This is a genomic window from Sphingobium sp. RSMS (assembly GCF_005406185.4).
Classification (GTDB): domain Bacteria; phylum Pseudomonadota; class Alphaproteobacteria; order Sphingomonadales; family Sphingomonadaceae; genus Sphingobium; species Sphingobium fuliginis.
Map to the genome: position 1 here is coordinate 629486 of NZ_CM191257.1, position 25594 is coordinate 655079.

At 62.7% G+C, this 25594-nt stretch carries 22 protein-coding genes; 9 read left to right on the forward strand and 13 right to left on the reverse strand.

The genetic code is table 11. The features are described 5' to 3' along the window. The first annotated feature begins 26 nt into the window (after window positions 1-26). Window positions 27-977: a cation diffusion facilitator family transporter gene (locus EGM87_RS02925; RefSeq protein WP_137709926.1), complete on the forward strand. Its 951-nt coding sequence runs from the start codon at window positions 27-29 to the stop codon at window positions 975-977. A 25-nt stretch (window positions 978-1002) separates the two neighbouring features. Here the strand turns inward: EGM87_RS02925 and EGM87_RS02930 are convergent, their stop codons facing one another. The 4 genes from EGM87_RS02930 to EGM87_RS02945 all read right to left on the reverse strand — a co-directional run bounded on the left by EGM87_RS02930 (window position 1003) and on the right by EGM87_RS02945 (window position 6446). After that, window positions 1003-3393, reverse strand: coding sequence for a membrane-bound PQQ-dependent dehydrogenase, glucose/quinate/shikimate family (locus tag EGM87_RS02930; protein WP_137709925.1), 2391 nt, complete (start codon window positions 3391-3393; stop codon window positions 1003-1005). 253 nt (window positions 3394-3646) lie between these two features. Continuing rightward, window positions 3647-4534 carry an AI-2E family transporter gene (locus EGM87_RS02935; RefSeq protein ID WP_137709923.1) on the reverse strand — a complete coding sequence of 296 codons (888 nt, stop codon included), beginning with the start codon at window positions 4532-4534 and terminating at the stop codon, window positions 3647-3649. Further along, on the reverse strand, window positions 4531-5940 hold the full coding sequence (locus tag EGM87_RS02940; RefSeq protein ID WP_137709922.1) for a DUF2254 domain-containing protein: 1410 nt from the start codon (window positions 5938-5940) through the stop codon (window positions 4531-4533). Before EGM87_RS02940 ends, EGM87_RS02935 begins: the two co-directional genes overlap by 4 nt. Further along, complete coding sequence (locus EGM87_RS02945) at window positions 5937-6446, reverse strand: DUF421 domain-containing protein (protein WP_171407188.1); 510 nt, start codon at window positions 6444-6446, stop codon at window positions 5937-5939. Before EGM87_RS02945 ends, EGM87_RS02940 begins: the two co-directional genes overlap by 4 nt. Window positions 6447-6733: 287 nt before the next feature. Here EGM87_RS02945 and EGM87_RS02950 point away from each other — a divergent pair, with 287 nt between their 5' ends. Then, window positions 6734-8200 carry a L,D-transpeptidase family protein gene (locus EGM87_RS02950; protein ID WP_137709920.1) on the forward strand — a complete coding sequence of 489 codons (1467 nt, stop codon included), beginning with the start codon at window positions 6734-6736 and terminating at the stop codon, window positions 8198-8200. Here the strand turns inward: EGM87_RS02950 and EGM87_RS02955 are convergent. Genes EGM87_RS02955 through ectA form a run of 8 tightly spaced genes read right to left on the reverse strand, consistent with a single transcriptional unit; the run spans window position 8197 to window position 16639 of the window. Beyond that, window positions 8197-9444, reverse strand: a complete 1248-nt coding sequence (locus EGM87_RS02955; RefSeq protein WP_137709919.1) for a mechanosensitive ion channel family protein — start codon at window positions 9442-9444, stop codon at window positions 8197-8199. The two genes, EGM87_RS02950 and EGM87_RS02955, sit on opposite strands and share 4 nt — an antisense overlap. Continuing rightward, the gene (locus EGM87_RS02960) at window positions 9441-10778 is read right to left on the reverse strand and encodes an MFS transporter (protein WP_137709918.1); all 1338 of its coding nucleotides are present in this window, start codon (window positions 10776-10778) and stop codon (window positions 9441-9443) included. Before EGM87_RS02960 ends, EGM87_RS02955 begins: the two co-directional genes overlap by 4 nt. Next, window positions 10775-12013 (reverse strand): MFS transporter, encoded by a 1239-nt coding sequence (locus EGM87_RS02965; protein ID WP_137709917.1) that lies wholly within the window; start codon window positions 12011-12013, stop codon window positions 10775-10777. Before EGM87_RS02965 ends, EGM87_RS02960 begins: the two co-directional genes overlap by 4 nt. A gap of 20 nt (window positions 12014-12033) precedes the next feature. Beyond that, window positions 12034-13473, reverse strand: a complete 1440-nt coding sequence (locus tag EGM87_RS02970) for an aspartate kinase (protein ID WP_137709916.1) — start codon at window positions 13471-13473, stop codon at window positions 12034-12036. Next, on the reverse strand, window positions 13470-14390 hold the full coding sequence (thpD, locus tag EGM87_RS02975; protein WP_137709915.1) for an ectoine hydroxylase: 921 nt from the start codon (window positions 14388-14390) through the stop codon (window positions 13470-13472). Before thpD ends, EGM87_RS02970 begins: the two co-directional genes overlap by 4 nt. 23 nt (window positions 14391-14413) lie before the next feature. Next, window positions 14414-14827, reverse strand: coding sequence for an ectoine synthase (locus tag EGM87_RS02980; protein WP_137709914.1), 414 nt, complete (start codon window positions 14825-14827; stop codon window positions 14414-14416). A 10-nt stretch (window positions 14828-14837) separates the two neighbouring features. Then, window positions 14838-16145, reverse strand: coding sequence for a diaminobutyrate--2-oxoglutarate transaminase (gene ectB, locus EGM87_RS02985; RefSeq protein ID WP_137709913.1), 1308 nt, complete (start codon window positions 16143-16145; stop codon window positions 14838-14840). After that, window positions 16142-16639 carry a diaminobutyrate acetyltransferase gene (ectA, locus tag EGM87_RS02990; protein ID WP_137709912.1) on the reverse strand — a complete coding sequence of 166 codons (498 nt, stop codon included), beginning with the start codon at window positions 16637-16639 and terminating at the stop codon, window positions 16142-16144. Before ectA ends, ectB begins: the two co-directional genes overlap by 4 nt. 258 nt (window positions 16640-16897) lie before the next feature. Here ectA and EGM87_RS02995 point away from each other — a divergent pair, with 258 nt between their 5' ends. Next, entirely contained in the window at window positions 16898-17422 is a 525-nt protein-coding gene (locus EGM87_RS02995) for a MarR family winged helix-turn-helix transcriptional regulator (RefSeq protein WP_137709911.1), read from the forward strand. On the opposite strand, the gene EGM87_RS03000 is transcribed toward EGM87_RS02995, so the two are convergent. Continuing rightward, window positions 17423-17692, reverse strand: a complete 270-nt coding sequence (locus EGM87_RS03000) for a sensory rhodopsin transducer (protein WP_216614574.1) — start codon at window positions 17690-17692, stop codon at window positions 17423-17425. Between the two features lie 194 nt (window positions 17693-17886). Between EGM87_RS03000 and EGM87_RS03005 the strand changes: the two genes are divergently transcribed. The 6 genes from EGM87_RS03005 to EGM87_RS03030 are packed head-to-tail and all read left to right on the forward strand — an operon-like array spanning window position 17887 to window position 25535. Continuing rightward, complete coding sequence (locus EGM87_RS03005; protein ID WP_137709910.1) at window positions 17887-19677, forward strand: thiamine pyrophosphate-requiring protein; 1791 nt, start codon at window positions 17887-17889, stop codon at window positions 19675-19677. Window positions 19678-19700: 23 nt separating this feature from the next. Further along, complete coding sequence (locus EGM87_RS03010; protein WP_262857204.1) at window positions 19701-20477, forward strand: hypothetical protein; 777 nt, start codon at window positions 19701-19703, stop codon at window positions 20475-20477. Beyond that, on the forward strand, window positions 20470-21084 hold the full coding sequence (locus EGM87_RS03015) for a gluconate 2-dehydrogenase subunit 3 family protein (protein ID WP_137709909.1): 615 nt from the start codon (window positions 20470-20472) through the stop codon (window positions 21082-21084). Before EGM87_RS03010 ends, EGM87_RS03015 begins: the two co-directional genes overlap by 8 nt. Next, on the forward strand, window positions 21074-22717 hold the full coding sequence (locus tag EGM87_RS03020) for a GMC family oxidoreductase (RefSeq protein ID WP_137709908.1): 1644 nt from the start codon (window positions 21074-21076) through the stop codon (window positions 22715-22717). The genes EGM87_RS03015 and EGM87_RS03020 overlap by 11 nt, the downstream gene beginning before the upstream one ends. Then, window positions 22717-23733, forward strand: a complete 1017-nt coding sequence (locus EGM87_RS03025; RefSeq protein ID WP_137709907.1) for an SDR family oxidoreductase — start codon at window positions 22717-22719, stop codon at window positions 23731-23733. Before EGM87_RS03020 ends, EGM87_RS03025 begins: the two co-directional genes overlap by 1 nt. After that, window positions 23730-25535 carry a glycoside hydrolase family 15 protein gene (locus tag EGM87_RS03030; RefSeq protein WP_137709906.1) on the forward strand — a complete coding sequence of 602 codons (1806 nt, stop codon included), beginning with the start codon at window positions 23730-23732 and terminating at the stop codon, window positions 25533-25535. Before EGM87_RS03025 ends, EGM87_RS03030 begins: the two co-directional genes overlap by 4 nt. Window positions 25536-25594: the final 59 nt, after the last annotated feature.

Genomic DNA, 25594 nt, shown 5'->3' on the forward strand with positions numbered 1-25594 from the left:
ATGAGCAAGCTCACAGGGAGATGAGAATGGCTGACGCTCATGCCCATCGGCACGACCACGGCGAACATGTGCATTCGTCTGGCGCAGGGGAACATGCCCATGCACCCGCCACCTTCGGCAGGGCTTTCGCGATCGGCATTTGTCTCAACGTCGCCTTTGTGGCTACCGAGGTCATCTATGGTCTGACCAGCCGGTCGCTCGCCTTGCTCGCCGACGCGGGGCATAATCTGAGTGACGTCGCGGGCCTTGGCATCGCATGGGCAGCGATCATCCTCGCGCGGAAATTGCCCAACCGGCGGTTCACCTATGGATTGACTGGCACATCGATCCTGGCCGCGCTCGCGAACGGGATCTTGCTGATGCTTGCGGCAGGCGCAATCGCTGTCGAAGCGGTCCAGCGCTTTGGCGACCCTCAACCAGTTACTGGCAATATAGTGATGATCGTCGCGGGCATCTGGATCGCGATTAATACGGCGACGGCGCTGCTGTTCATGTCGGGCCGGAAGAGCGACGTCAACATCCGGGGCGCCTTTCTTCACATGGCGGCGGACGCCGCCGTTTCAGCGGGCGTGGTCATAGCGGGGCTTGCCATTCGCATCACCGGCTGGAACTGGCTCGACCCGGTGGTGAGCCTCGCCATCGTAGCCGTTATCGTCCGGACGACCTGGGGCCTGCTGCGAGAAGCCACAGCCATGAGCCTGAGCGCCGCACCGGCCACGATCGACACAGTGCAGGTGCGGCAACGCCTTCAGCAACTCGATGGGGTGGAAGCCGTGCACGACCTGCACATCTGGGCGATGAGTACGACGGAGACGGCGCTGACGGCGCATCTTGTTATGCCGGGAAAGCATGAAGGCGATCGCTTTCTGCACGATACCGCACAGATGCTGAAGACAAGGTTCAACATCGGCCATTCGACGCTGCAGGTGGAGCATGAAGCCGCAGCATGCGCCCTGCAATCCGACCGGGTGATCTAGAAGCTGATACTGTTCCGCTCTCAGCTCAGGGAAGAGAATAGGCGATGACGGAATCACCCACCGGAGTTTCCATGAAGTGGTGGCCGCCCGCATAGATCACGAGATATTCGCGTCCGCCCGCCTCATAGACGATCGGCGTTGCCTGCCCCCCAGCCGGCAGCTTGCGCTGCCACAGTGTCCTGCCGGTGGCGAGATCAATGGCGCGGATCAGATTGTCGGTCGCTGCGGCGATGAAGATAAGGCCACTCGCGGTGACGACAGCGCCGCCATTATTGGGCGTGCCGATGGTGATCGGCAGCATTGACGGGATGCCGAAGGGGCCGTTGGTCCGCGCGGTGCCGAAGGGACGGTCCCAGATCGTGCGGCCGCTCGCGATATCGATCGCCCTTAGGCCGCCATAAGGGGGCTGCTTGCACAACATGCCTGTAAATTTCAGACGCCAGCCCGCATTCACATCGATCGCATAGGGTGTATGTGCCTGCGGATCGCCTGCGCCCTCCGCCCCGCCTATATTGCCGCGCGCCTGCTGGCGCGGTGCCCAACCCCTTTCATTGGCCTCGGCGCGGGGGACGAGGCGGACATAATTGGGCATGTCGTTATAATTGGCGACAATCACGCCGCGCCGGGGATCGACAGCAATCCCGCCCCAGTCGGTACCGCCATTATAGCCAGGATATTCGATGGAGCGCCGATTACTCTCCGGAGGCGTATAGAAACCCTTGTAGCTCGCTTGCCGGAACTGGATGCGGCAGATCATCTGGTCGATCGGGGACATGCCCCACATGTCGCGTTCGGTCAGGTCCGGCTTACGTAACGTGTGCCAACGCGAATAGATCTGGAAGGGCGAACGCTGGCCGGGTTCGACGCCCCCGACCGGCGTGCTCATCACCCCGACCGGCGTGAGCGCTTTGCCTGTGCGCCGGTCGAGGATATAGATGTCGCCCTGCTTGCTCGGCAGGACCAGCGCGGGCGCGCCGCGATAGTCGACCAGCGTCGCCTGCGCGCCGAAGTCATAGTCCCACACATCCTTGCGCACGGCCTGGAAACGCCACCGCGGCTTGCCCGTGTTCACGTCCAGCGCCACCAGCGATGTGGCGTAGAAATTCTCGGGCGGACGGCGCAGGCCGCTATAATAATCGGCGGCGGCATTGCCCATCGGCAGATAGACTAGGCCTAGCTGCTCGTCGCCGCTGGCGATCGTCCACATATTGGGCGTGCCCCGCGCCCATGTCTGCCCCGGCGGCGGGTAGCCGTTCCAGTCCGGATGCATCATGTCCCACGCCCAGCGCAGCTTGCCCGTCACCGCATCGAACCCGCGGATCACACCGGAGGGCGCCCAGCGGTCCTGCCCGTCCAGCACCTGATGCCCCGTCACAACCACGCCCCTGACGATCGTCGGCGGCGAGTTGATCGAGACATAGCCCGGCGGGGTGTTGCCCATGCCGATCTTGGTGTCGACCTGGCCGTTCGACCCGAAATCCTGGCACGGCCTGCCCGTGTTTGCGTCGATGGCGAACAGGCGCGCGTCCAGCGTGCCCCAGATGATCCGCGTGGCGCAGGCTTGGTCCGGGCTCGCATCAGACAGGGCATAATAGCTGACGCCCCGGCAGGCGGCAGTGTAGGGAATGGCGGTGTCCGGCACGCGCGGATCGAACCGCCAGCGTTCCCGCCCCGTTGCGGGATCAAGGGCGATGACCATGCTTTTGGGCGTGCAGACATAGAGCATGTTGCCGATCTTGAGCGGCGTATTCTCCGCCCCATAAGTCCCTTTCGCGGCCTTCGACGGCAGATCGCCGGTGTGCGTCAGCCAGACCTGCTCCAGCGACGAGACATTGGCGGGCGTGATCTGGGCGAGGGGCGTGAAGCGCCGCGCGCTTTCCGATCCGCCATAAGCGGGCCAGTCGGCGCCAGCCTGGCGCAGCGCGGGATCGGCCATGGTGCCAGACGCCCCGGGCAGGGCCATCAATACCTCATGCTCATTGATCCGGCTCAGCGCAAAGCCGGTGATCGCAGTAAGGGCGATCACGGCGGTGATTGACGCACCCGCCAATCTCCAGCGATTTGCCCGGGCCGACATAAGCGGCATGACCAGCAGTACCGCGATCAGCAGGACCAGTGGCGCAATCACGCGCGGCACGAGCGCCCATCCATTCGCACCCACTTCCCAGAAGGCCCAGACGATCGTCGCTGCCACCACGGCTATATAAAGCCAAGCGCCCAGCATGCGGCGGCTGTAGATGAGCCAGCCGGACGCGATCATCGCGGCGCCTGCGATCAGATAATAGGGTGATCCCCCCACGACCAGCAGCCATGCCCCGCCGATGGCAAGAGCGAGTCCGATCATGCCGACAAGCCATGCGACGATCGTTGTGGCCCAGTGCAACCGGGCGCGGGAGGGCGGCGCAGCGTTGACCATGGCACATCCGCTTATCGTGGGAGGTGAAGAGCTAACGGAGGAGCGGCGCTCGATGTTCCGCCCGACATCGTCCCTGCTATCCTATATTGGCGCGGCACAGCGTTTCCGCCTGCCGCTTCAACGGCTACTCATGCCGAAAGCAGCTTTGCAACCCACCGGCTTCGGTCGAAATGATTGCAGATGATGACCATCGATGCCGTGAGCGGGACGGCAATCAGCGCGCCCGCTATACCCCAGATCCAACCCCAGAAGGTCATGGCGACGACGATGGCGAGCGGCGACAGCGACAGCGCCGCCCTTGCAGAATGGGATAAACGAAGTTGCTGATGATGATCTGCAACGCGGCGAAACCTGCGAACACCAGGATCGGCATGCCGACGCCGTGAAACTGAACCGCGGCATAGAGCGTCGGCGGGATGATCCCGACGATATTTCCAATCACCGGGATGAAGTTCAGCAGGAAATTCAGCAACCCCCAGACGATCGGCAGGTCGAGCCCGGTTGCGAGAGCCCACAGTGTCGAGGCGAGCCCGGTCAGCAGGCTAGTCGCCAAGTTCGTGCTGAAGTAACGCCTCACCTGCTCGGATATGGAGATCATCGTGGAGCGCAGCTGCCTTCGCGTCTCCTGCTCCATTTCGGCCCGCATCTTGTGCTGTGCGCGCGCTACTTCGGGCAGACCCAGGATCACGAAGAGGCCGATAAAGCCGACATAGGTGATGAAACTATATATGCTGGCCGCCAGCATCTGCGCGAAGGCGATCACGCGCTGCTGATCGAGCAGTCCGGCGTCAAGCGTGATGCCCCAGTCCCGCACCTTTCCGGCCACCGAATCATAAAGGGACATAAGCTTGGGCCAATGAGCGCCGAGCACGGTCATCAACTGTCCGAGCGAGAGATAAACCGCCGCAACAAACAGCGTGAGGATGATGACGAGCGTCGCCACGGTCAGCACATAGCTCAGCCAGCTCGGCAGTCGCCGGTCCAGCCACAGCTTGAGCGGCCACAGGGCGGCGACGATGACCCCGGCGAACAAAATTGGCATCGAGACGGCATAGCTTGCCCGCAGCGCCGCGACGCACAGGATCGACGCGATCACCCACAGCAGTCGGGTTGCATAGGGGCTGGCGACAGGCAAATTCATGCCGCGCCGCCCAGCCAGCTGACATCATCCCGCAGGCGGCGCTTATGTCCGGGCCGCTCTAGAGCCTCTCGCAGGATGTTAGCCCGGTTGATCACCGCCTGGCTGTTATATCCATCCAGCTTTTTTCCGGCCAGCTCTGCAAGCCTGCCGATATACTTTCCGATGACAGCAAGCCTGTCCCGATCATCGCAAGCGGTCGCCACTTCGCCAAGGGAGCTGAGGAAACTCAGCGCTGCCACCCCGTCGCCTGCGCAATATTGCGCCAGTGCGCCGAAGCTCCGGTTTAGAAAATCCGCAAAATCCTGCGGGTGTGCTATGACGCGCAGCGTCCCTTCGCTGTCTTGCCGCAAATGCGAAGGAATTTCGCGCCCTGACAGGTCCGACATGGTAGCGCCCAACCAGTCGAGGCAGGTAATCGCGGTGAATGGATCATTGATCCCGGGCGACAGGGCGCGCGCCGCGATCTCGACCAGCTCATCGATAAGGAAGCGCAGGTCCTGCAGCGCCGTGCGCTGCGATCCGATGGCGAAGGCGTCGGCCATAGCGCGGCAGGTTTCCTCATCGCAGCGTTCAGCGGGAAAGGCGACGATCAGCGCCCGCCCAGCGTGCGCGAAGTCTCCGGGCTGGTAGCGCAGGCGGATTACCAGATCATTTCGGGATGCCAATTTCAGCAGGTCCTCGTCACGGATCAGCTGAATATAGCCCGTGTGGTCCGCCGTCACCGTCCGCAGATCAGCCGCCGCCCCGGCATCGCCATCCTGCCGAAAGGCAGGGGGCAGAGCCGCCTCACCATCATGACAACCGTGATTGGCGGGATCGCCCAGGAAGCGCGGAAACCGATGGCCCACCTCTTGCATCAATCGCTGCCCGACATCCTCGATCACATTGTTGATGTGGATCTTGCTGGGGACGTGATGGATGAAGAAGATCAGCACCGCTATCGAGCAGAGCGCCAGCAAGACTGCGACCAGCAGCGCGATGCTGGGCACAAAGGCAACGCCGCCGGACTCCTCCGGCGATCGCACAGTGCGCAGCACGATCAGGCAGTAAAGGAACGTGGCGATGAAAGTGCCCAGCGTCACCTGATTGCCCCGGTCGCGCATAAAGTTGCTGAGCAGGCGAGGCCCATATTGGCCCGATGCATAGACGACCGCCGCGATCGTCACTGAAAAGACAGTGCCAGCGACGGTAATCATGGACCCGCCTATGGCCGAGAGCAGCTGTCGCGCCCCGCTGGGGCGTGAGGCCCGCAGCCAGGGGAGACGGTCCATCCACGCGGATCCTTCATAACTGTCCAGCCAGATCATGCCGCCGGCGAGCACTATCGCCGCGCAGGCCATAATCGATGGCAGGAACCAGTAGCTCTGCCGCAGCATGTCGGCGAGACGCAGGAGCCTCGCCTTCACGAATTGCGTTCCTGCGGCCATGCCGTCCGCGCGCCCGCACGCTCTTGCGCGATCACGCTGAGGCTGCCGTCGGTCTCAAGGACAACAGCGGCCACATCCGCAATATCGCCGATGCCTGCCCCGCGTACGGCCGCCTTGACCTCGTCCCGCGAGACACGTTCATCGTGGAGCGCCTGATTCAGCATGCGCCCATCGGCAAGCAGGATGCGCGGATCGGATTTTGCGAAGCGGGCGACCATGCGCGAGCGTCGCGCGCTCCACGCCACCAGAAATTGCAATAGCGCCAGCAGTACGAAGGACAGCACCCCTTCCAGGAATGCGACGTCCTCGGTGAGAAGTACCGTCGCCAGTGTCGATCCCAGCGCAACGGTCACGACAAGGTCGAAAGCGTTCAGCTTCGCCAGCGTCCGCTTCCCGCTAATGCGAAGTATGACAATGAGGATAGCGTAGGCGGCGGTGCCAACGAGGATCACGCGCAACAGACCCTGCCAGTTGTCGAAGAGCATAGAGGTCCTTTCGCTCTTAAGGGGTGCAAGGCCTCCTGCGTGACGTCGCATGGTGGCAGGACAGCCCACCGGTCCGGATCAGCGAGCACGCCTCTTCGCTTCCTGCGCGCCCCGGCACTCATTCTATAACAGGAAAGCCGACGGCTCGTTCCGCCGCGAAGGGAGCCAATTGACCGATGAGCCGTTCGTTGGTCATGAGAAAGTGCAAATTTCACGTCTCCCTTCTCCCGACCATCGTCGCCCCCGTCAGCGCCTTGGCTGCTGATCCGAGCCAGCATTTCCCTCCCATGCCGCCGGCGGCAGGCATCGCCGCCGAAGTGTCGGCCGATGATCTACGCAGCGCGGTTCAGGACGAGAATGTCCGGAAATTCTATGCGGACTCAGGGTGGAGGGCATTCTGGTCCCCGGTCGCCGAACAGGACCTCCTGTCGTCGCTCGACCGGCGTAAGGCGCATGGCCTCGATCATGTCGACTTCGGCCCCCGCCCGTCTGCCTCCGACAGCGCACTTGCCCATGAACTGAAACTTACGCGCCTCGCCCTCAACTATGCTTCAGCGCTTGCGCAGGGGATGGTCGATCCCACCAGCCTGCACAGCGTCTACACTTTGCCCCGGCCGGCTGTGGACCTGTCAGCCGGGTTGGCGCAGGCATTGGTGGCGAACCGGATAGGAGATTGGCTTGAAAGTCTTGCACCCGCCACGGGGGAATATAGCCGTCTGTCCGCCGCCTATCTCGATTATTCCCGCAAAGCGTTGGAGGATGCGCGCAAGTCCCTACCAGATAGCGGCCTTATCCATGTTGGCGACCGCGATCCCAGGGTGCCCGCCATTGTCAGGCAGCTGGCGGACAATGACTACCTCTCGGCAGAGACTCTGCCCGCCACAACGCAGGTAGGCCATAGCGAAAGCGTGAGCTACACCATCGCGATGAAGGACGCCGTCAAGCGGCTCCAGCAGGACTATGGGATCGCCGCGGACGGCATCGTCGGGCCTGACACCATCGGCATCCTCAACTTGCGGGCGAATGATCGGGCGCGTGCGCTTGCAGTGGCGATGGAACGCAGGCGCTGGATGGACCGGTCCCGGCCCGCAACCCGGATCGACGTCAATATCGCGGCTGCGCGGCTGCAATATATCCGCGACGGCTTGGTCGTCGATGAGCGCAGGGTGGTGGCGGGTCGTCCGGACCGTCCGACGCCCTTGCTGAGTTCGCCCATTTTCCGCCTGGTTGCCAATCCTACCTGGACCGTGCCGAAATCCATCCAGAATACGGAGCTGGCCAACGTCGGCGCTGCCTATCTCCAGCGTAACAACATGGTCATGCGAGGCGGATGGATCGTTCAGCAGCCAGGGCCCGACAATGCGCTGGGCCAGGTGAAGTTCGACATGCGCAATGGTCATGCCATCTATCTGCACGATACGTCGGCGCCTGCCCTCTTCGACAGGAGTGAACGCCATCTCAGCCATGGCTGCGTCCGGTTGGAGGACGCGCTCGGCTTTGCGCAAATTCTGGCGTCGGATGAAGGCGTACTTGATCAATGGCTGGCGGCACGCGAGACGGGGCAAGAGCAGTTCGTCTCCTTGCCGCGTGAAATTCCGGTGCGCCTGCTCTATCGCAACGTCTTCGTCCGATTCTCCGGCGAAATCGCCTTCCGCGTTGATCCCTATGGCTGGAACGATGCGGTAGCGCAGCGCCTGGGGTTCGGCGGCACGGGCCGCAAGTCCCAGCCGACCGGGATCGATATCGGCCCCTAAGCCGCAGCGAGCGCGGCCATATCTGCGCCTGCTGGACGCTGGAACAGGCGCAGGTCGAAATCGGACAAAATCGCGATCAGATGATCAAATATGTCCGCCTGTATGCCTTCATATTCAGTCCAGACGGTGCTTGTGGCGAAGGCGTAGATTTCCATGGGCAGGCCATTTTCGCTGGGGGCAAGCTGGCGAACGAGCAATGTCTTGTCCTGCGCAATGTCCTCGCGCGATTGCAAATAGGCCAGAACATAGGCGCGGAAGGTGCCGAGGTTGGTCAACCGTCTGCCATTGACGGTCCCATCCGCGCGGTGTGCCGCATTCCAGCGCTCAATCTCCTGGCGCTTGGCTTCGATATAGGGCCGCAGGACCAGGAACTGCGCCATCTTTTCCATGTCGCCGTCATTTAGAAACCGCACGCTGCGCTGGTCGAGCATCAATGACCGCATGATGCGCCGTCCGCCGGAATCCGCCATGCCGCGCCAGTTGCGGAAGCTCTCTGAAATCAGGCGATGGGTCGGGACGGTCGTGATCGTCTTGTCGAAATTCTGGATCTTCACCGTATGCAACGCGATGTCGATTACGTCGCCATCGGCGTTGAACTGGGGCATTTCGATCCAGTCGCCGACGCGCACCATGTCGTTGGATCCGATCTGCACCGACGCCACCAGAGACAGGATTGTATCCTTGAACACCAGCATCAGCACCGCTGCCATCGCGCCCAGGCCTGACAGCAGCAGCAGCGGTGATTGGTCCATCAGCGCGGCAATGATCAGGATCGCCGCCGCGCCGAAGAGCAGCAGCTTGCCCAGCTGCACATAGCCCTTGATAGGCCGGTTGGCGGCATTTGGGCGACGCTGATAGAGATCATTGAGCAGCGTCAACAAACCGCTGAGCGCGATGGCGATGGTCAGGATGATGAAGGCAATGCAAAGGCTGCGGACGAATGTGACGGCCGCCGCTGGCAGGTGCGGCACTGTGCCGATGCCGATCTGTATCACCAGCGCCGGAATGATGTTCGACAATCGGGCGACGATCGTTCCGATATGCTGTGCCTCGATGCGAAAGGGCAGGTGATTGAGCAGGCGGAGCAGCAGCCGCAGCACGATCCGCTTGGCAATCCAGTTGGCGATCCAGGCGAAAGCGCCGAGCAGAAGCAGCGCCAGCCCGCTCTGCACCCATGGCTCATCCACATAGCCACGCGTCAGGGTTCTGATGCTGTCGTTGGAGACCGGAAGGTTGGTGATCAAGCCTGCTTCTCCGCAAAGGGATCGTTATAAAGGGATTGGCCCGCCGTCTCGGGCATGAAGCGCAGCGCGATCAGGCCGACGACGCAGGCGAGCATCATGTAGAATGCGGGCATCAGTTCATTGCCGGTATAGCTGATCAGCCCGCTGCCGATCGCTGGGGCCGTCCCGCCAAAAATGCTGGTCGCGACATTGTAGGCGATAGCGAAGCCAGCAAAGCGCGCCTGCGTCGGGAACAGCGCGGGGAAGGTGGCGGATATCGTCGCCAGTTGCGGCACATAGAGCAGCCCCAGGAGGACAAAGCCCGCGATCGCTCCCGCCAGCCCCGTCGCCATCAGCATGTAGAGCGGCACAACCGCGAGCAGCAGTCCGACTAGCGAAACCCGCCACATCACTCGCCGCCCGACCTTGTCCGACAGCGCGCCGGCAAAGGGCAGGAACAGCATCATCAGCAGCATGCCGATGATCGGCACGATCAGCGCTTCGTCGTTCGACAGCCCAATCCGCCGCTGCAAATAGGTCGGCATATAACTGAGCAGCGTATAGTTAACGACGTTGAGCGCCACAACCAGCCCGCCGACCACCAGCATCGGTCGCCAGTGTCGCCGCATCAGCAGCGACAGGCTTGGCGAGGGCGGGCCCGCATCATGCAGCGCCGCCGCCGCTCGGAAGACGGGCGTATCCTCCATCTTTGATCGCAGATACATGCCGACCAGCCCCATGGGTGCGGCCACTAGAAAGGGCACGCGCCATCCCCAATCATGCATGGCCGCGTCGCCCAGCAGCAGCGAAAAGCCGAGCATCAACGCCGCGCCCAGCGAAAACCCGGCCAAGGTTCCGAATTCCAGAAAACTGCCGTAGAAGCCGCGCCGGCCGTCGGGCGCATATTCCGCCATGAATGTCGCGGCCCCGCCATATTCGCCGCCGGTCGAAAAGCCCTGCACCATGCGCAGCAGGATGAGCAGCAGCGGCGCCCAGAAGCCGATGCTCGCGTGATCGGGAATCAGCCCGACACAGAGCGTCGCTCCCGACATCAGCAAGATGGTCAGCGCCAGCACCGATTTGCGCCCGAGCCGGTCCCCGAGCGGCCCCCAGAACAACCCGCCCAATGGCCGCACCAGAAAGGAAATCGCGAAGGTCGCCAATGCGAATAGCACCGCTTCCTCCGTGTTGCCGGGGAACAGCGCGGCAGAGATATAGGTCACGCCGTAGGCATAGATGCCATAGTCGAACCATTCGGTCGCATTCCCCATGGCCGACGCGGCGATGGCGCGGCGCAGCGTGGCGTCCTGCTCCCTACGGGGAGCAGTCGGGGCTTCGGCGGAGATCGCGGTCATGTCGTCTGTCCTTCATCGACGCTGTTGGGATCGAGCAGCGCGGCCATCGGCGTCGTGCGGGGCATGATCTGAAATTCCTGCTGATACTGGTCCGGCACTGGCTCGGACGCGCGCTGCCGCCAAAGCCCAACCATCATCGCGAGCCCCGCGCAGCAGGCGATGAACAGGAACAGCCCGCCGGTGCCCGCCGCACTCATGAAGCCCGCCGCCAGCGTCGGTCCCAGCGCGGCGCCGATCGAATAGAGCAGCACCAGCCGCCCGCTCGCAGCCACCCGCTCAGTCTCCAGCAGTCGGTCGTTGCAATGCGCCACGCACAGCGGATAAAGCGCGAAGCTCAGTCCCCCAAACAATGCGCCAAGGCTCATCAGCAGCAGGCCGCCGCCGCCGATCATCGAGAGCGCCACGCTGACTAGTGCGGCGATCGCGAAGCTGCCGACGATCACGCGCCGCCGGTCATGGCGGTCCGACAAGCGGCCCAGCGGCCATTGCAGCGCCACCCCGCCCAGGATGACGATCATCATGAAGCGCGCTGTTTCGGCAAGGTCCAGCCCCAGCCGCCGCACATGGACCGCCGCCATCCCGTAGAAGGCGCCCAGCATCAGCCCCGTCGCCACCGCGCCCCACGCGCCCAGCGGCGATGCCGCCAGCAGGGAACGAATCGAAAAGGCGCTCGCCTCCACGGGGACAGGCGCGGAACTGCGCGTCAGGCAAAGGGGGACGATAGCCAGTGAAATTAGGATGGACGCAATCTGAAATGGAATGGCGGGCAGGGCCCCGCTCGCCCCCAGCAACAGTTGCCCGATCGCCTGCCCTGAATAGAGCGCGACCATGTAAGCCGCCAGCACGCTGCCCCGCATCTGCGGATCGGCCCGGTCGTTGAGCCAGCTTTCCAGGCAAACGAACACACCCGCGACGCAAATGCCGTCGATCAGTCGTAAGAGCATCCAGAACAACGGTTGCGTCCACAACGCATAGGATAATGTGCTGGCCGACAGCAGCGCGACGACAGCGGCAAATGCGCGGATATGGCCCACCCGCCGCACTATGCTGCCCGCGCGCAGCGACCCGATGATCAGCCCGCCAAAATAGGCGGTGGCGACGATGCCGATCGTCATCGTGCCGCTGCCCGCCCGGTTGAGCCGCAGGCTGATCAGCGTGGCCAGGAATCCGCTGCCCGCCATCAGCATGAAGATGGAAAGCAAAAGGCTACGAACGGGTTGGATGGCCAACAGCATGACGGTCGATCGGACGCCGCTCAGGCGGCGCGCCGTCCTTCAGACGCCGTCTTGTCGCGTTCAACCAGGGCGCTGTGCAGCGCCCGGACGGCGGCATCATAATGTTCGACATCGATGATGAACTGCACATCGACGTTGCGGATCTGGTGCTGCATCGCGATGACGCCGATCCCTTCATCGTCCAGCGCGCGCAACGCATCGGCGACCAGGGAAGGGCGCGATATGTCGCTTCCTATCACCGCCACCATCGCCACCGGATGCGCCGATATCGCGGCGTCGGGATAGGATCGCTGCAAATCTTCTATCACCCGCGTCACCGTCGCCGTGTCGGCCGACAGATAATGGGTGATGGTGTTGGCGTTGGATGACTTGCTGACGATCCAGGCGCCATGCCGCGTCAGCGCTTCCAATATCGCCGCGTCATAGCCCTTCACCCCGACCATGTCCTGTTCAAAGAACTGGAGCGCCTGCGCGTGGCAGATGCCCGTCACGATTTCGACGCGCGGGCTCTCCGACACATAATTGCTGCAGATCAGCGTCCCGCCATCTTCCCGGTCGAATGTGTTGCGCACGCGTAGCGGGATGTTGGACTGCCGCAGGCCCCGACCCGCGCCGGGATGGATCGCCTCCATGCCCAGATTAGCGAGCTGGTCGGCAACGTCATAATTGGTGCGACCGATCTTGCGTGCCTTTTCGATCCCCACCAGCTTCGGGTCGGCGCTCGACAGGTGAAACTCCTTGTGGATGATCGCCTCGCGCGCCCCGGTCAGCACCGCAATGCGCGAGAAGGTCATTTCCGAATAGCCGCGCGCATAGCGGCGCACCATGCCTTCGCGGCACCCGGCATAGCCGGTGACGATCGGCAGGGTGGAGGTAAGGTCGATGGCTTCAAGCGCCGTCACAATCCGCTCGTCCAGTTCCTGCATATCCTGCTGGTGCCACAGCGTCAGATCGACGAAGGCGGCGTTGACGCCCCGGTCGCGCAGCAACAGGGCGGTGCTATGGGCGCTGTGTGCCTCGCCCAGCCCAGCAAGCATTTCGCGCACCATTGTCAACTGTTCCTTGACGCAGAAGCGTCCATGGCTGCGCAGCCGCGCCAGATCGTTCAGGCATGCCGCCGCGGCATCGATCCGCATATCGACGAAGGCGTCGGCTTCCCGCTGACTGTCGGCGCGCGCGAACATCTGCGCGTTACGGGACTGCATCGCGGCACGCACCGCTTCCATCGCCTCGCGCCAGCCGTCCGTGCCTTCATCCGCGACAAAACGAGCATAGACGCCCGGCTGGCCGCTCTTCTTGTGCTCCAACAGCAGATCGGTCATCCCCGCATAAGCGGACACCACGAAAATGCGGTTGTACAGGTCCGCTCCCTTGCGCCCGCCGATCAGGACATTGTCGAACAGCGTGGCCGTTTCGGCCATGGATGTGCCGCCGATCTTCTCGACGCTATGGCGGTTCATATCAGCACCTCCTCGGCGAGCGGACCCGATACGGGCACGATCGGCTGTGGTTCGCCTCGCGCGGCGATGAATTCCGGGCGTGGCTTATCGACGCCAAAGGGCGTGACCAGCCGGTTGCTGACCGCATTGTAGACCAGGAATGCGTTGGCGCGGGGGAAGGGCGTAATGTTGCCGTTCGACCCATGCATGATGTTGCAATCGAAGATGACGACCGATCCCGGCTTGCCCGTCGGTGCGACAATGCCATGCTGGTGCGCCAGCTCGGCTAGGCTGTCCTCGTCGGGCACGCCATATTCCTGGCGCTTCAATGACGTGCGGTAATGATCCTCGGGCGTTTCGCCCACACAGGTCAGGAAGCTGTGGTGAGAACCCGGGACCAGCATCAGCGGCCCGTTATGCGGCGTGTTTTCCGCCAGCAGGACCGACATGGACAGCGCCCGCATGCGCGGCATGCCGTCCTCGACATGCCAAGTTTCGAAATCGCTGTGCCAGTAGAATTCCTTGCCTTGGAAGCCGGGCTTATAGTTGAGGCGCGACTGGTGAATATAGACCTCGTCGTCCAACAGGAATCGCGCCACATCGGCTAGCCGCTGATCGGCTGCGAGACGCGCGATGACTGGGCTTTGCGCATGAATACGGAAGATCGAACGAATTTCGCGACTTTCCGGTTCGCTGATGACTGTCTCTTCCTCCAATGCGTGGGGGTCTGACAACAGCTTGCCTGCTTCGCGCTGAAGAAAGGTGACTTCCTCATCTGAAAACAGGTTCTCCAGCACCAGATAGCCGTCACGGTCGAACTGTTCGGCTTGGCTCATGCTGATTGGCGCATCCTCATTCCAATCGCTGTGAACGACCGGGTCGAGGCGCGGCAAAAACTCCGCCACTTTCGCATGGCGGGATGGGTAGATGTCGTCCAAGGGATGACCCCTTTCGCTTTCGATTAATTACTCAGCGCGGCCTCGCGGATCATGTCCGCCTCGGTTGGGTAGGCGCCGTTTTCATCATGCACTTCCTTGCCGGTGACCGGCGGATTGAAAACGCAGGCGCACAATATGTCGGTCGTGGGCCGCACGACATGCTTGTCATGGGCGTTGAGCGCGTACATAACGCCCGACGCCAATTGATGGGTGATGCCGGTGCCCAGATCCTCGATCGTGCCATTGCCTTTGAGGACCAGCACGGCTTCCAGATGGTTCCGGTAATGCATGTGGATTTCCTCGCCCGCATACATGGTCGTGATGTGGAACGAGAATCCCATATCGTCGTCCTTCAGCAGCAAGCGCGCGCTTTCCCACTGCTCCGACTTCACATTCCTGTCGGATTTACGGATGTCCTGCAATTTGCGAACAATCATAATATCTCCTTTATTCCGCAGCGACGCCGTACGGGACGGTCAGCGCTTCGCGGACGCAAGTTTCCAATATGTCGATCCCTGCCAAGAGGTGGGCATCTTCTATGGTGAGCGGCGCGAGAATCTTGACGATCTCGTCATGCGCCCCGCTGGTTTCGATGATGAGGCCGCGATCAAAGCAGGAGGCGGTGACGGCGGCGGCGATTTCGCCCGATCCGACGTCGATCCCGCGCATCATGCCCCGACCACGGGTTGACAGGCCGTGTTCGGCTGCCATGGCTTCCAACCTGCGCTCGATCAGCGTTCCACGGCGGGCGATGTCCTGCTGGAACTGCCCGTCGCTCCAGAAATGGCGAATTGCGGCGTTGGCGGTCACGAAGGCGTGGTTGTTGCCCCGGAACGTGCCATTATGCTCGCCCGGCGCCCACCGGTCGATTTCGGGGTGGAACAGGGTCAGCGCGAAAGGCAATCCCATTCCGGACAGTGATTTGGCCATGGTCACGATGTCGGGCGTGAAGCCCATGCCTTCGAAGCTGAAGAAGCTGCCGGTGCGGCCGCATCCCGCCTGGATGTCATCCACGATCATCAACGCGCCGTGACGGTTGGCGATCGCGCTGATCTTGCGCAGCCATTCAGGGGACGCGGCGTTGAGGCCGCCTTCGCCCTGCACCGTTTCCACCAATATGGCGGCTGGCGCATCGAGGCCGCTCGACGGGTCGGACAGGCGCCGCTCCAGCAGGTCGGCCGTGTCCACGTCCGGGCCGTGATAGCCGTCATAGGGCTCATGCGCGACATGGGAAAGCGGCACACCCGCACCGCCCCGCTTGGCGGCGTTGCCGGTGCAGGCAAGCGCACCCAGCGTCATGCCGTGGAAGCCGTTGGTGAAAGCGATCACGAGTTCCCGTCCGGTCACTTTACGGGCAAGCTTGATCGCAGCCTCGACGGCGTTGGTGCCGGTTGGGCCGGTGAACATCGCCCGATAATCCAGTCCGCGCGGCTTCAGGATCAGGCGTTCCAGCGTCTCCAAAAACGCCGCCTTCGCGTCGGTGTGGAGGTCCAAACCATGAGCGATGCCGTCATCCTGGATATAATCCAGCAGCGCCTGCTTCAGCACGGGATGGTTATGGCCGTAGTTCAGCGTCGAGCATCCGGACAAGAAATCGAGGTAAAGCCCGCCCTGATTGTCGTGCATCCACACGCCTTTCGCCTTGTTGAACTGGCGGGGCATGGCACGGGCGTAGCTGCGCACCGCGGACTCGCGCCGCTCGTAGACGGACGTGTCAGGCTTTAGGCTTGTGGGTCGGGGACGTGTGCTGATCATGTCGCCAATTCTCCTTTTGTTGCGCCACCCGTCTTCCGGGGCAGGGGGCCGATACGCGCCAGCCATTCGGTTGCATGAGCGCCGGCAAAATGAGTTTCGCGGTGGAAAAGCGCGCTTTTCGCAAGGGCGGTGCTCCACTGTCTCGCCAGGCCTTCGAACAGGGCCCAGGATGCCAGATTGTCCTCCGTCACCGTGGTGATGAGATGGGTGACGCCTTCAGAAGATGGGCGATCCAGCAGCGCTTCGATCATTCGGCCGCCGAGCCGTTGCCCTCTGGCGGCAGGCGCGACGGCGACTTGCCAGACGAAGAAACATTCCGGTTCGGAAGGGGGGCGATATCCTGAGACCCATCCTGCTATCGCGCCTTCTCGCTCGGCGATGACGCAGCTTTCGGCGAAATGCGTGCACTGTAGAAGGTTGCAGTAGGCCGAATTGGGATCGAGCGGCGGGCATTGCGCGATTAGCGCGGTGACCGCAGGGCCATCGCCGGCCATAGGCCTCCGAAACAAAACCTTGGATGATCGCGCAGGCGAAAGGCGCGCAGACGTCCGTGGCGGCTTGCTGGCCGCATCGGATTTATACTCAAAGATGCTTTATCTCCTGAATTATAATTCTGTGCAGGATTGGTCCGCCCCCTCGTGTTGCGGCATGACATACGAGCTTCTCGCGCGTTTTTCAACCGGACAGCCAATTTCCGTTTCTTCGGCGCATAAAGAATCCATAAAAATACTTTGTCTACTGAAGGAATTTGCATGGCTTCAAACCCCTATCTTTTCTATGTTTCCTGCATGAGTTCCGATATCGCCTCCCTCACGCTCCGCGCGCTCCGCCGGGTCCTTCGCGCGACCGAAATCGGCAGCCGCCGCCTCGCCAACGCGACCGGCCTGACCCCATCGCAATGGCTCGTTCTTCGTGAGATCGCGTCGCGCGATTCGGTCACGCCCAGCGAGGTCGCCCAGGCGGTCAAATTTAGCCAGGCGACGATCACGACGGTTGTTGACCGGCTGCAGGAATTGGGGTTTGTCCAACGCCAACGAAGCGCGCGCGACAAGCGGCAATTTATCCTCTCAGTGCTGCCCCCGGGTATCTCCGCGCTCAGCGATGCGCCCGACTTGCTGCAGACGACGTTTACAGATCGGTTCGACCGCCTGCCCTCGTGGGAACAAGCCATGATCCTCGCGGCGGCGGAGCGGCTGGCGATGCTGATGGACGCGCAATACATCGACGCCGCGCCACTGCTCGACAGCGGCCTTATCGACCGATCCGAACCCGCCTGATCAGCCGCGAAAGGCGATCGTCGAAAGCAGCGCTAGCGCTTCTGGACGGGAATCAAGCCGTGTGTGCTGCACGACAATCGGAACGTCGGAACGGATAACGCTCGCATAATCGGTATCCAGCGGGACCGGCTCAGGACCGTCCAGATCGTTGAAACGCAGATGCAAAGTTCGTCGGGCTCCAACGCTGAAACGATAAGGACCCACAGGCTCCTTGTCCGTGAAATAGAGCATGACCTCCACATGTGCTTGCTCATCCGAGGTGTTGAGCATGTGCGGCTTCATGGCTTGTGAGCGCACGATCCGCGTGGATGCCTTCTCCTCCAGGAATATAGCCCTCTGGGATAACCCGGAGGCATGACCCTATCGCCTCGCTCATATCATCTCTCCCAGCGTATGCCGGGAACGCACCGGGAGCCAATCCGTTACCCAAGAACCGCCCCGACATAATTACCTGGAGAGCTGCCATGACGCAGACCGTAAGCGATTTCTTCTGGGAACGACTGCGGCAATGGGGCGTGCGCCGAATATATGGCTATCCGGGAGACGGCATAAATGGCCTGCTGGGAGCGCTCGATAGGGCAGGTGACGCCTTTGAGCTCGTACAGGTGCGCCATGAGGAAATGGCGGCCTTCATGGCGTCGGCTCACGCCAAATTCACGGGTGAACTAGGCGTTTGCCTGGCGACCTCGGGACCGGGGGCATCCCATCTGCTTACCGGGCTCTATGACGCGCGGTTGGATCACATGCCCGTGCTCGCGATTGTCGGCCAGCAGGCAAGAACCGCTATCGGGGCCCATTACCAGCAGGAACTCGATCTGGTTTCCATGTTCAAGGATGTCGCCGGCGCGTTCACCGGTATGGCGAGCGTTCCCGCACAGGTGCGGCATCTGGTCGATCGCGCGGTACGGATCGCGCTGGGCGAACGCCGGGTCACAGCTCTTATCCTGCCGAATGATTTGCAGGTACTGCCGATGGAGCAGCCCCCGCGCAAGCATGGCGCGGTCTTTTCCGGCGTCGGTTGGTCTCCTCCGGAGGTGGTGCCCCGGCAGGCTGATCTGGAACGCGCCGCCGAAATTCTGAACAGCGGCAGCAAGGTTGCCATGCTGGTCGGTGCAGGTGCGCGCGACGCGACAGATGAGGTCATCGCGGTTGCCGACCGGCTGGGCGCGGGATGTGCCAAGGCGCTGCTCGGCAAACAGGTGCTGCCCGATGATCTGAGCTGGGTGACAGGTTCGATAGGGCTGCTGGGCACGAAGCCAAGCTATGACCTCATGATGGAGTGCGACACATTCCTTATGCTGGGATCAGGCTTTCCTTACGCCGAGTTTCTGCCCAAGGAAGGGCAGGCGCGAGGCGTCCAGGTCGACATCGATCCGGGCATGCAGTCGATCCGCTTCCCGAGTGAGGTCAACCTAACTGGCGACGTCAAGGCGACGCTGGGGGCGATCCTGCCGTTGCTCCAACAAAAGGCTGACGAGACATGGCGCGAGCAGATTGCAAGCTGGAAGGCTGATTGGGAGGAGACCCTCCACGAGCGCGCGATGGTCTCCGCGAATCCGGTCAACCCGCAGCGCGTCTTCACCGAATTGTCGCCGCGCATCCCCGACCGCGCGATCCTGACCAGCGACAGCGGGAGCTGCGCGAATTGGTTCGCGCGGGACATCCGAATCCGGCGGGGCATGATGGCCTCCGTTTCTGGTGGTCTGGCGTCCATGGGCGCGGGCGTCCCTTATGCTATAGCTGCGAAATTCGCCCATCCCGAGCGGCCGGTGATCGCCAGCGTCGGAGACGGCGCAATGCAGATGAGCAATATGGCCGAGCTCATCACCATCGCCAAATATTGGCAACGGTGGAGCGATCCCCGCTTCGTCGTCTGCGTCCTCAACAATCAGGATCTCAATCAGGTAACCTGGGAACAGCGGGTGATGGAGGGTAATCCAAAGTTCGAGGCAACGCAGAATCTGCCTGACGTGCCCTATCACCGTTTCGCAGAGATGATCGGGCTAGAGGGCATTTTCGTCGATGATCCCGAAGCGTTGGGTCCTGCATGGGACAAGGCGCTCGCCAGCCGTCGTCCCGTCGTGCTGGAAGTAAAAACTGACCCTGACGTGCCACCCTTGCCGCCGCACATCACGCTCGAGCATGCAAAGAAATTCACCTCGATGCTGGCAAAGGGCGATCCCGATGAAACCAGCGTCATCAAGGGTGCGGTCAAGCAAGTGATGGCCAATGTGTTCGGCGACGATCGGAAGTGATGCAGGAAGATGGCGCAGCAGGATTGCGATTGACAGCGGGCGGGGCGGCGCTGCTCGCATGCTCCGTGCTCGCGGACAGCGCGATCGAACATTATCGAGGATCGTTCCATAATCCAGCGATGGTAGCGCCGCTGGTGGCCTCCTCCGTCAATATCGCGATGGGCGTCGTGCAGGCGGCGGGTGGGCGTCTGCCTCGGCCGGTTTCGCTTGGCGGTGGCGGCGCGGCGATTGCGGTCGGGGCCGCCGGGTTCGGGTTTCATGCTTTCAACATCATGCGCCGTCCCGGCGCGATCAGTTTCAGCAATTTCTTCTACGGCGCACCCGTCGGAGCGCCAGCCGGACTGATCCTGTCTGGATCGCTCGCCATCATGGCAAGCGCGGCGTCAGGCGCTATCCTTCGCGATTTCGGGCAGGGAAGGGCGATCGCCTCTGTTGCGGCCCTTGGCCTCGGCGGAGCGGTCGCCGAAGCGGGCCTGCTGCATTTTCGAGGGGCCTATCACAATCCTGCCATGTGGCTGCCCATCATCCTTCCGCCTCTTGGCGCCCTGTCGCTGGCATGGGATACGGTGAAAGGCTACGGATCGCGGCGGAGCATCCGACTGCTGCTGGGGACGGCGCTGCTGGGCCTGATTGGCAGCGGTTTCCACGCCCTCGGCGTGGTTCGTAACATGGGCGGCTGGCGCAACCGGCGGCAAAATTTGCTGGCGGGCCCTCCGCTTCCGGCGCCGCCGTCCTTTACGGGGCTCGCTGTTGCCGGGCTCGGCGCGCTGAAGATGGTGGGGAGGCGATCCAATGGCTGATGGCTTCCCCGACTATGATGTGCTTTCCAAGCGGGGCAGCCCGAGTTGGAACGTGCAGACGCGATCCGTGATCGACGAAAGGCTGGCGATGCGCGAGGCTGTCGAGGCGCTCGATCCGGTAGCACTCGACACGTTGCGCGCTTTGGTCGCGCATGTCACACCGGAGCCGGAAGGGCGTCCTCCAACCAATACGGTCGCGTTGCTGCTTCGGAAGATAGCCGACAATGACAGCGACGGCTATCGCCCCCCCGGGGTGCCGCAGACGCAAGCCGCTTGGCTCCTCGCGCTCTCCGGGTTGGAGGCAGAAGCACGGTCACGGTTTGATCTATCCTTTGCCAAACTCTCCGGCGAGCAGATCGACATGCTTCTATCGGGCATGCGCGACGGACGAACCGTCGGGGGCGGTTGGGGCGGCACCGACCCCTCGCAGATCTGGGCATGGCGCGTTCTGCCCGACATCGTCTCGGCCCATTGGGCGCACCCCTCCACCTGGAGCGCAATGGGTTTCGGAGGGCCTGCAAGCCCGCGCGGTTACGTCCGCCTTGGGGCCGGCCGGCGCGATCCTTGGGAGGCCGAGGAAAAGGGGGATGCGGCCGATGCGCGATGACCTGGCTCTCCCTCGCGCCAAGGCCGGGCAGGCGCCGGACGTATTCGCGCCTGGCGCCTGGCTGTCGATGCGCGAATATGGTGAGGATGAGGCGGTGGACTTCGCCATCGTTGGCACGGGTGCGGGCAGCGGCACTTTGGCCTGCCGTCTGGCTGAGGCTGGCTTTTCAGTGGTGGCCTTCGACGCCGGGCCTTTCTGGCGGCCGCTTGAGGACTTCGCCTCGGACGAAATGAGCCAATCGATGCTCTACTGGACCGATGAACGGCTGGTCGACGGCGCCAACCCGCTGAAGATGGGCTCCAACAACTCTGGCCGGGGCGTCGGCGGGTCCACCGTCCATTTCGCGATGGTCTCGCTGCGCTTTCGTCCCGAATGGTTCAAGTCCCGGACGAAGCTGGGCTATGGCGTCGAGTGGCCGATCGACTGGCGCGAAATGTGGTCCTATTATGATGAGGTCGAACGCGCCCTGTGCATATCAGGGCCTGTCACCTATCCCTGGGGACCAAGGCGGCCGCGCTATCCCTATCGCGCCCATCCTCTCAATGCCGCCGCCGAATATTTGGCGCGGGGTGCCGAGGCGTTGGAGATCGATTGGTCACCGACGCCGATCGCCACACTGTCGGCGCCGCGTGGGCGAGCACCGCCCTGCGTCAATCGCGGCTTCTGCGTGTCGGGATGCTCGACCAATGCCAAGCAGTCGGTGCTCGTCACATGGATACCGCGCGCGCTTCAGGCCGGAGCTGAAATCTGGGACCTTGCCATGGTCGGGCGGATCGAAATCGATGCAAGGGGCAAGGCGAGCGGCCTTCACTATCATCGCGAAGGCCAATGGCGTTCCCAGAAGGCGCGCAATGTCGTGGTCGCGGGCTATGCCATCGAAACGCCCCGTCTGCTGCTCAATTCCGCTTGCCCGCAATTTCCGGATGGGCTTGCAAACAGTTCGGGCCTCGTTGGGCGCAATCTCATGGTCCAGCTTAACCAGGCCGTCTGGGGTCAGGTCGCTGCCGAGGTCCGATCTTACAAAGCACCGCCGAGCCTCGCGCTCAGCGAGCACTGGAATTATGAGGACAGGGGCAAGGACTATTTCGGCGGCTGGTGTTGTATGAGCCAGGGTCCCCTGCCGATCGCCTGGGCCAGAACGCTCTCGGGTGCGCGCGGATTGTGGGGGCAGGCACTTGTCGACGAGATGGCTCGCGCCAATCACAATGTTGGCCTGAAGATGGTGGGCGAGGTCCTGCCTAATCCCGATAATCGCGTGACGCTGGCGGAGGAGAAAGACCGCTTCGGCCTCCCCATTCCGCGCGTCACCTTCTCGCTTAGCGACAATGAACGAGCGATGATCCGACATGCTCTCGGGTTCATGGAGGAAAGCCTGACGATGACCGGGGCCAAGGAGTGCTGGCGGGAAGAGGACGACACCTGCCATCTCAACGGGACAGCGCGCATGGGCGATGATCCGTTAACCAGTGTCGTCAACGCCGATTGCCGCAGCTGGGACGTCCCCAACCTCTGGATCTGCGACGGTTCGGTCTTTCCCACGGTCGGCGGGGCGAATCCGTCTCTTACCATTCAGGCGATCGCATGTCGGACCGCTGATCGCATCAGCCACCTTGCTCGTCGAGGAGAATTATGATGGCGCGTAGGCTTCCGGTCCCCGAAAGACCCGTTGTGGTCGTGACCGGCGCTTCGGCGGGCGTGGGGCGCGCCGTCGTCAGGCGCTTTGCCCGTGATGGCGCGCGGATCGGGCTGATCGCGCGTGGCCGGGACGGCCTTGAGGCGGCTGCGCGGGAGGTGGAGGAGGCAGGGGGGCAGGCGCTAGTCCTGCCGCTCGACGTCAGCGATGCGGCCGCGCTAGAGGATGGCGCCAGTCGAGTTGAAGAGGCGTTCGGACCGATAAATGTTTGGATAAACGCCGCGTTTGCCGGAATGCTCGCGCCCTTCCTGGAAATGACCGCCGAAGACTATCGGCGTGTCACCGACGTCACCTATCATGGGCAGGTCAACGGCACCCGCGCCGCCCTGCACCGGATGATGCCGAGAGGCGGGGGATCGATCGTGCTGGTGGGATCGGCGCTGGCCTATCGGGGCATTCCGCTGCAGTCAGCCTATTGCGGCGCCAAACATGCGATCCAGGGGTTCCAGGATTCGATCCGCGCCGAGCTGGACCACGCCGGCAGCGACATTCATGTAGCGATGGTCCAGCTGCCCGGCGTCAACACGCCGCAGTTCGAATGGATCAGGACTACCATGCCGAACCGGCCCAAGCCGGCTAGTCCCCCTTATCAGCCGGAAGTTGCCGCTCGGGCCATCCACTATGCCGCGCATCATCGGCGCAAGTCGCTATGGGTCGCGCTGCCGTCGGCCAAGGCGATCCTGGGTGACAGACTGGCATCGCCGCTGCTCGACCGATATCTGGGCGCGACCGGCTTCAAAGGGCAGCAGGGGGAGCAGCCTGTTCCCGAAGGCCGCCGCGACAATCTCTGGGAACCGCTTTCCGGTGATCATGGCGCTCATGGCCGGTTCGACGGGCAAGCGCGCAGTCACAGTCTCTGGCTGGAACTCTCGACGCGTCCGCACCTGACGGCATCTCTGTGCGGCGCAGCGGGAGCGTTCGCGGCGAGCCTGCTGCTCCGCAAGACAAGAAGATGAACCATTCAGACAAACAGATTGCCGACTATGGCTTGATTGGCGATGGCGAAACGGCTGCGCTGGTGGCGCGTGATGCCACCATCGAATGGTTGTGCATGCCGCGCTTCGATTCTGAAGCCTGCTTTGCCGCCTTGCTGGGCCATGAGGAAAATGGCTGCTGGCGCATGGGGTCCATCGACGCCGTGACCGGGACAAGACGCCGTTATCTCGGTGACAGCCTTGTCCTCGAAACCATCGTGCAGACAGACAGCGGCGAAGCGGCGATCATTGATTTCATGCCGCCGCGCGGGGAAGCGCCCGACATAGTTCGTATTGTCGAATGCAGAAAAGGCGCGCTCTCCATGCGCTCCGATCTGGCGCTGCGATTTGATTATGGGCAAGTGCATCCGCTGGTACGCAGGCATGGCGATGATCGGGTCGTCGCGATGGCGGGACCAGATGGCATCGTCATCGACAGCGACATCGCCATCCAGTTCGAGGACCGGCGCTTTACCAGCCAGTTCACCCTTGAAAAGGGTGAGCGCCACTGGTTCGTACTGACATGGTTTCCTTCCCACGAAAGACGACCCGAGCCGGTTGATCCGGACGTCGCCCTGCGACAGACACGGAATTTCTGGCACGAATGGGTCTCCAGGATCGATTACCGGGGCGAGTATCGCCATGCGGTGGTCCGCTCTCTGATCACCCTCAAGGCCCTGATCCATGAACCCACCGGCGGCATCGTGGCGGCGCCCACCGCCTCCCTGCCGGAGCGGCTCGGCGGGCAGCGCAACTGGGACTATCGCTTTTGCTGGCTGCGCGATTCCACCATGTCATTGCTCGCGCTTCTTCAGGCCGGCCTTACTGATGAAGCGCGATCGTGGCTCTTCTGGCTACGGCGGGCGGTGGGGGGAGAGCCGATCGACCTGCGCCCCTTCTACACTGTCAGCGGCGATCGCAGAGTGCAGGAATGGGAAGCCGATTGGCTCCCCGGCTTTGCCCAGTCCCGACCCGTCCGGTTTGGCAACGCCGCGATCGAGCAATTGCAGCTGGATAGCTATGGGGATGTGATCGGCACTCTGGCCGCGGCGGCGCGCCATGGGATAGAACCGAATGGAGACGGGGACGCTCTCGTCTGTCTGTTGGCGGATGCGCTGGAGGATAAATGGGAAAAGCCGGACGCCGGCATTTGGGAAAGCCGTGGGTCGCCGCTCCATCATGTCTATTCCAAGGCGATGGCATGGCTGGCATTCGATCAGGCGGCGAAATGGTTCGACCGCCGTGATGATGATCGGTCGCGGCGCTATCGTCACCTCGCGAGCAAGGTGCATGCGCAAGTGCTGGATTGCGGCTTCGATGCTGATCTGAACAGCTTTGTCGGCGCCTATGGCTGCAAGCATCTCGACGCGGCGTGCTTGCGCTTGCCGGCTATCGGCTTCCTTCCGGCCGATGATTCCAGGATCGTCGGCACGATCGCCGCCACAGAGCGCGACTTGATGCGCGATGGCATGGTTCGCCGCTATCGCACGGACGAGATGCGCGACGGGGTTGGCGGCGATGAGGGCGGGTTCCTGGCGGCGAGCTTTTGGCTGGTTGATGCGCTGGCTCTGCAAGGGAGGAGGCGTGATGCACGGGCCATGTTCGAGCATCTTTGCAGCCTCGCCAACGATCTGGGACTTCTTTCCGAAGAGGTTGATGGGACAATGCTGCTGGGCAATTTCCCGCAGGCTCTTTCCCACCTCTCCCTTGTTAGCGCGGCGATGAGCCTGGGCCGCACCGGCGGGCCGGCTCATGAAAGCGGAAAGGGGGATGCGCGGGAGTGAGGCGAGGCCCATCGATCCCGGTGCCGCAGGATTGACGTGCGCCCGACAAGGAACCGGGG

What these genes read in the sequence shown, in the direction of transcription:
- EGM87_RS02925 (WP_137709926.1), top strand. Translation starts at nt 27, where the DNA reads ATGGCTGACGCTCATGCCCATCGGCACGACCACGGCGAACATGTGCAT.
- EGM87_RS02930 (WP_137709925.1), bottom strand. Translation starts at nt 3,393, where the DNA reads ATGGTCAACGCTGCGCCGCCCTCCCGCGCCCGGTTGCACTGGGCCACA.
- EGM87_RS02935 (WP_137709923.1), bottom strand. Translation starts at nt 4,534, where the DNA reads ATGAATTTGCCTGTCGCCAGCCCCTATGCAACCCGACTGCTGTGGGTG.
- EGM87_RS02945 (WP_171407188.1), bottom strand. Translation starts at nt 6,446, where the DNA reads ATGCTCTTCGACAACTGGCAGGGTCTGTTGCGCGTGATCCTCGTTGGC.
- EGM87_RS02950 (WP_137709920.1), top strand. Translation starts at nt 6,734, where the DNA reads ATGCCGCCGGCGGCAGGCATCGCCGCCGAAGTGTCGGCCGATGATCTA.
- EGM87_RS02960 (WP_137709918.1), bottom strand. Translation starts at nt 10,778, where the DNA reads ATGACCGCGATCTCCGCCGAAGCCCCGACTGCTCCCCGTAGGGAGCAG.
- EGM87_RS02965 (WP_137709917.1), bottom strand. Translation starts at nt 12,013, where the DNA reads ATGCTGTTGGCCATCCAACCCGTTCGTAGCCTTTTGCTTTCCATCTTC.
- EGM87_RS02970 (WP_137709916.1), bottom strand. Translation starts at nt 13,473, where the DNA reads ATGAACCGCCATAGCGTCGAGAAGATCGGCGGCACATCCATGGCCGAA.
- EGM87_RS02980 (WP_137709914.1), bottom strand. Translation starts at nt 14,827, where the DNA reads ATGATTGTTCGCAAATTGCAGGACATCCGTAAATCCGACAGGAATGTG.
- ectB (WP_137709913.1), bottom strand. Translation starts at nt 16,145, where the DNA reads ATGATCAGCACACGTCCCCGACCCACAAGCCTAAAGCCTGACACGTCC.
- ectA (WP_137709912.1), bottom strand. Translation starts at nt 16,639, where the DNA reads ATGGCCGGCGATGGCCCTGCGGTCACCGCGCTAATCGCGCAATGCCCG.
- EGM87_RS02995 (WP_137709911.1), top strand. Translation starts at nt 16,898, where the DNA reads ATGGCTTCAAACCCCTATCTTTTCTATGTTTCCTGCATGAGTTCCGAT.
- EGM87_RS03000 (WP_216614574.1), bottom strand. Translation starts at nt 17,692, where the DNA reads ATGCTCAACACCTCGGATGAGCAAGCACATGTGGAGGTCATGCTCTAT.
- EGM87_RS03005 (WP_137709910.1), top strand. Translation starts at nt 17,887, where the DNA reads ATGACGCAGACCGTAAGCGATTTCTTCTGGGAACGACTGCGGCAATGG.
- EGM87_RS03015 (WP_137709909.1), top strand. Translation starts at nt 20,470, where the DNA reads ATGGCTGATGGCTTCCCCGACTATGATGTGCTTTCCAAGCGGGGCAGC.
- EGM87_RS03020 (WP_137709908.1), top strand. Translation starts at nt 21,074, where the DNA reads ATGCGCGATGACCTGGCTCTCCCTCGCGCCAAGGCCGGGCAGGCGCCG.
- EGM87_RS03025 (WP_137709907.1), top strand. Translation starts at nt 22,717, where the DNA reads ATGGCGCGTAGGCTTCCGGTCCCCGAAAGACCCGTTGTGGTCGTGACC.
- EGM87_RS03030 (WP_137709906.1), top strand. Translation starts at nt 23,730, where the DNA reads ATGAACCATTCAGACAAACAGATTGCCGACTATGGCTTGATTGGCGAT.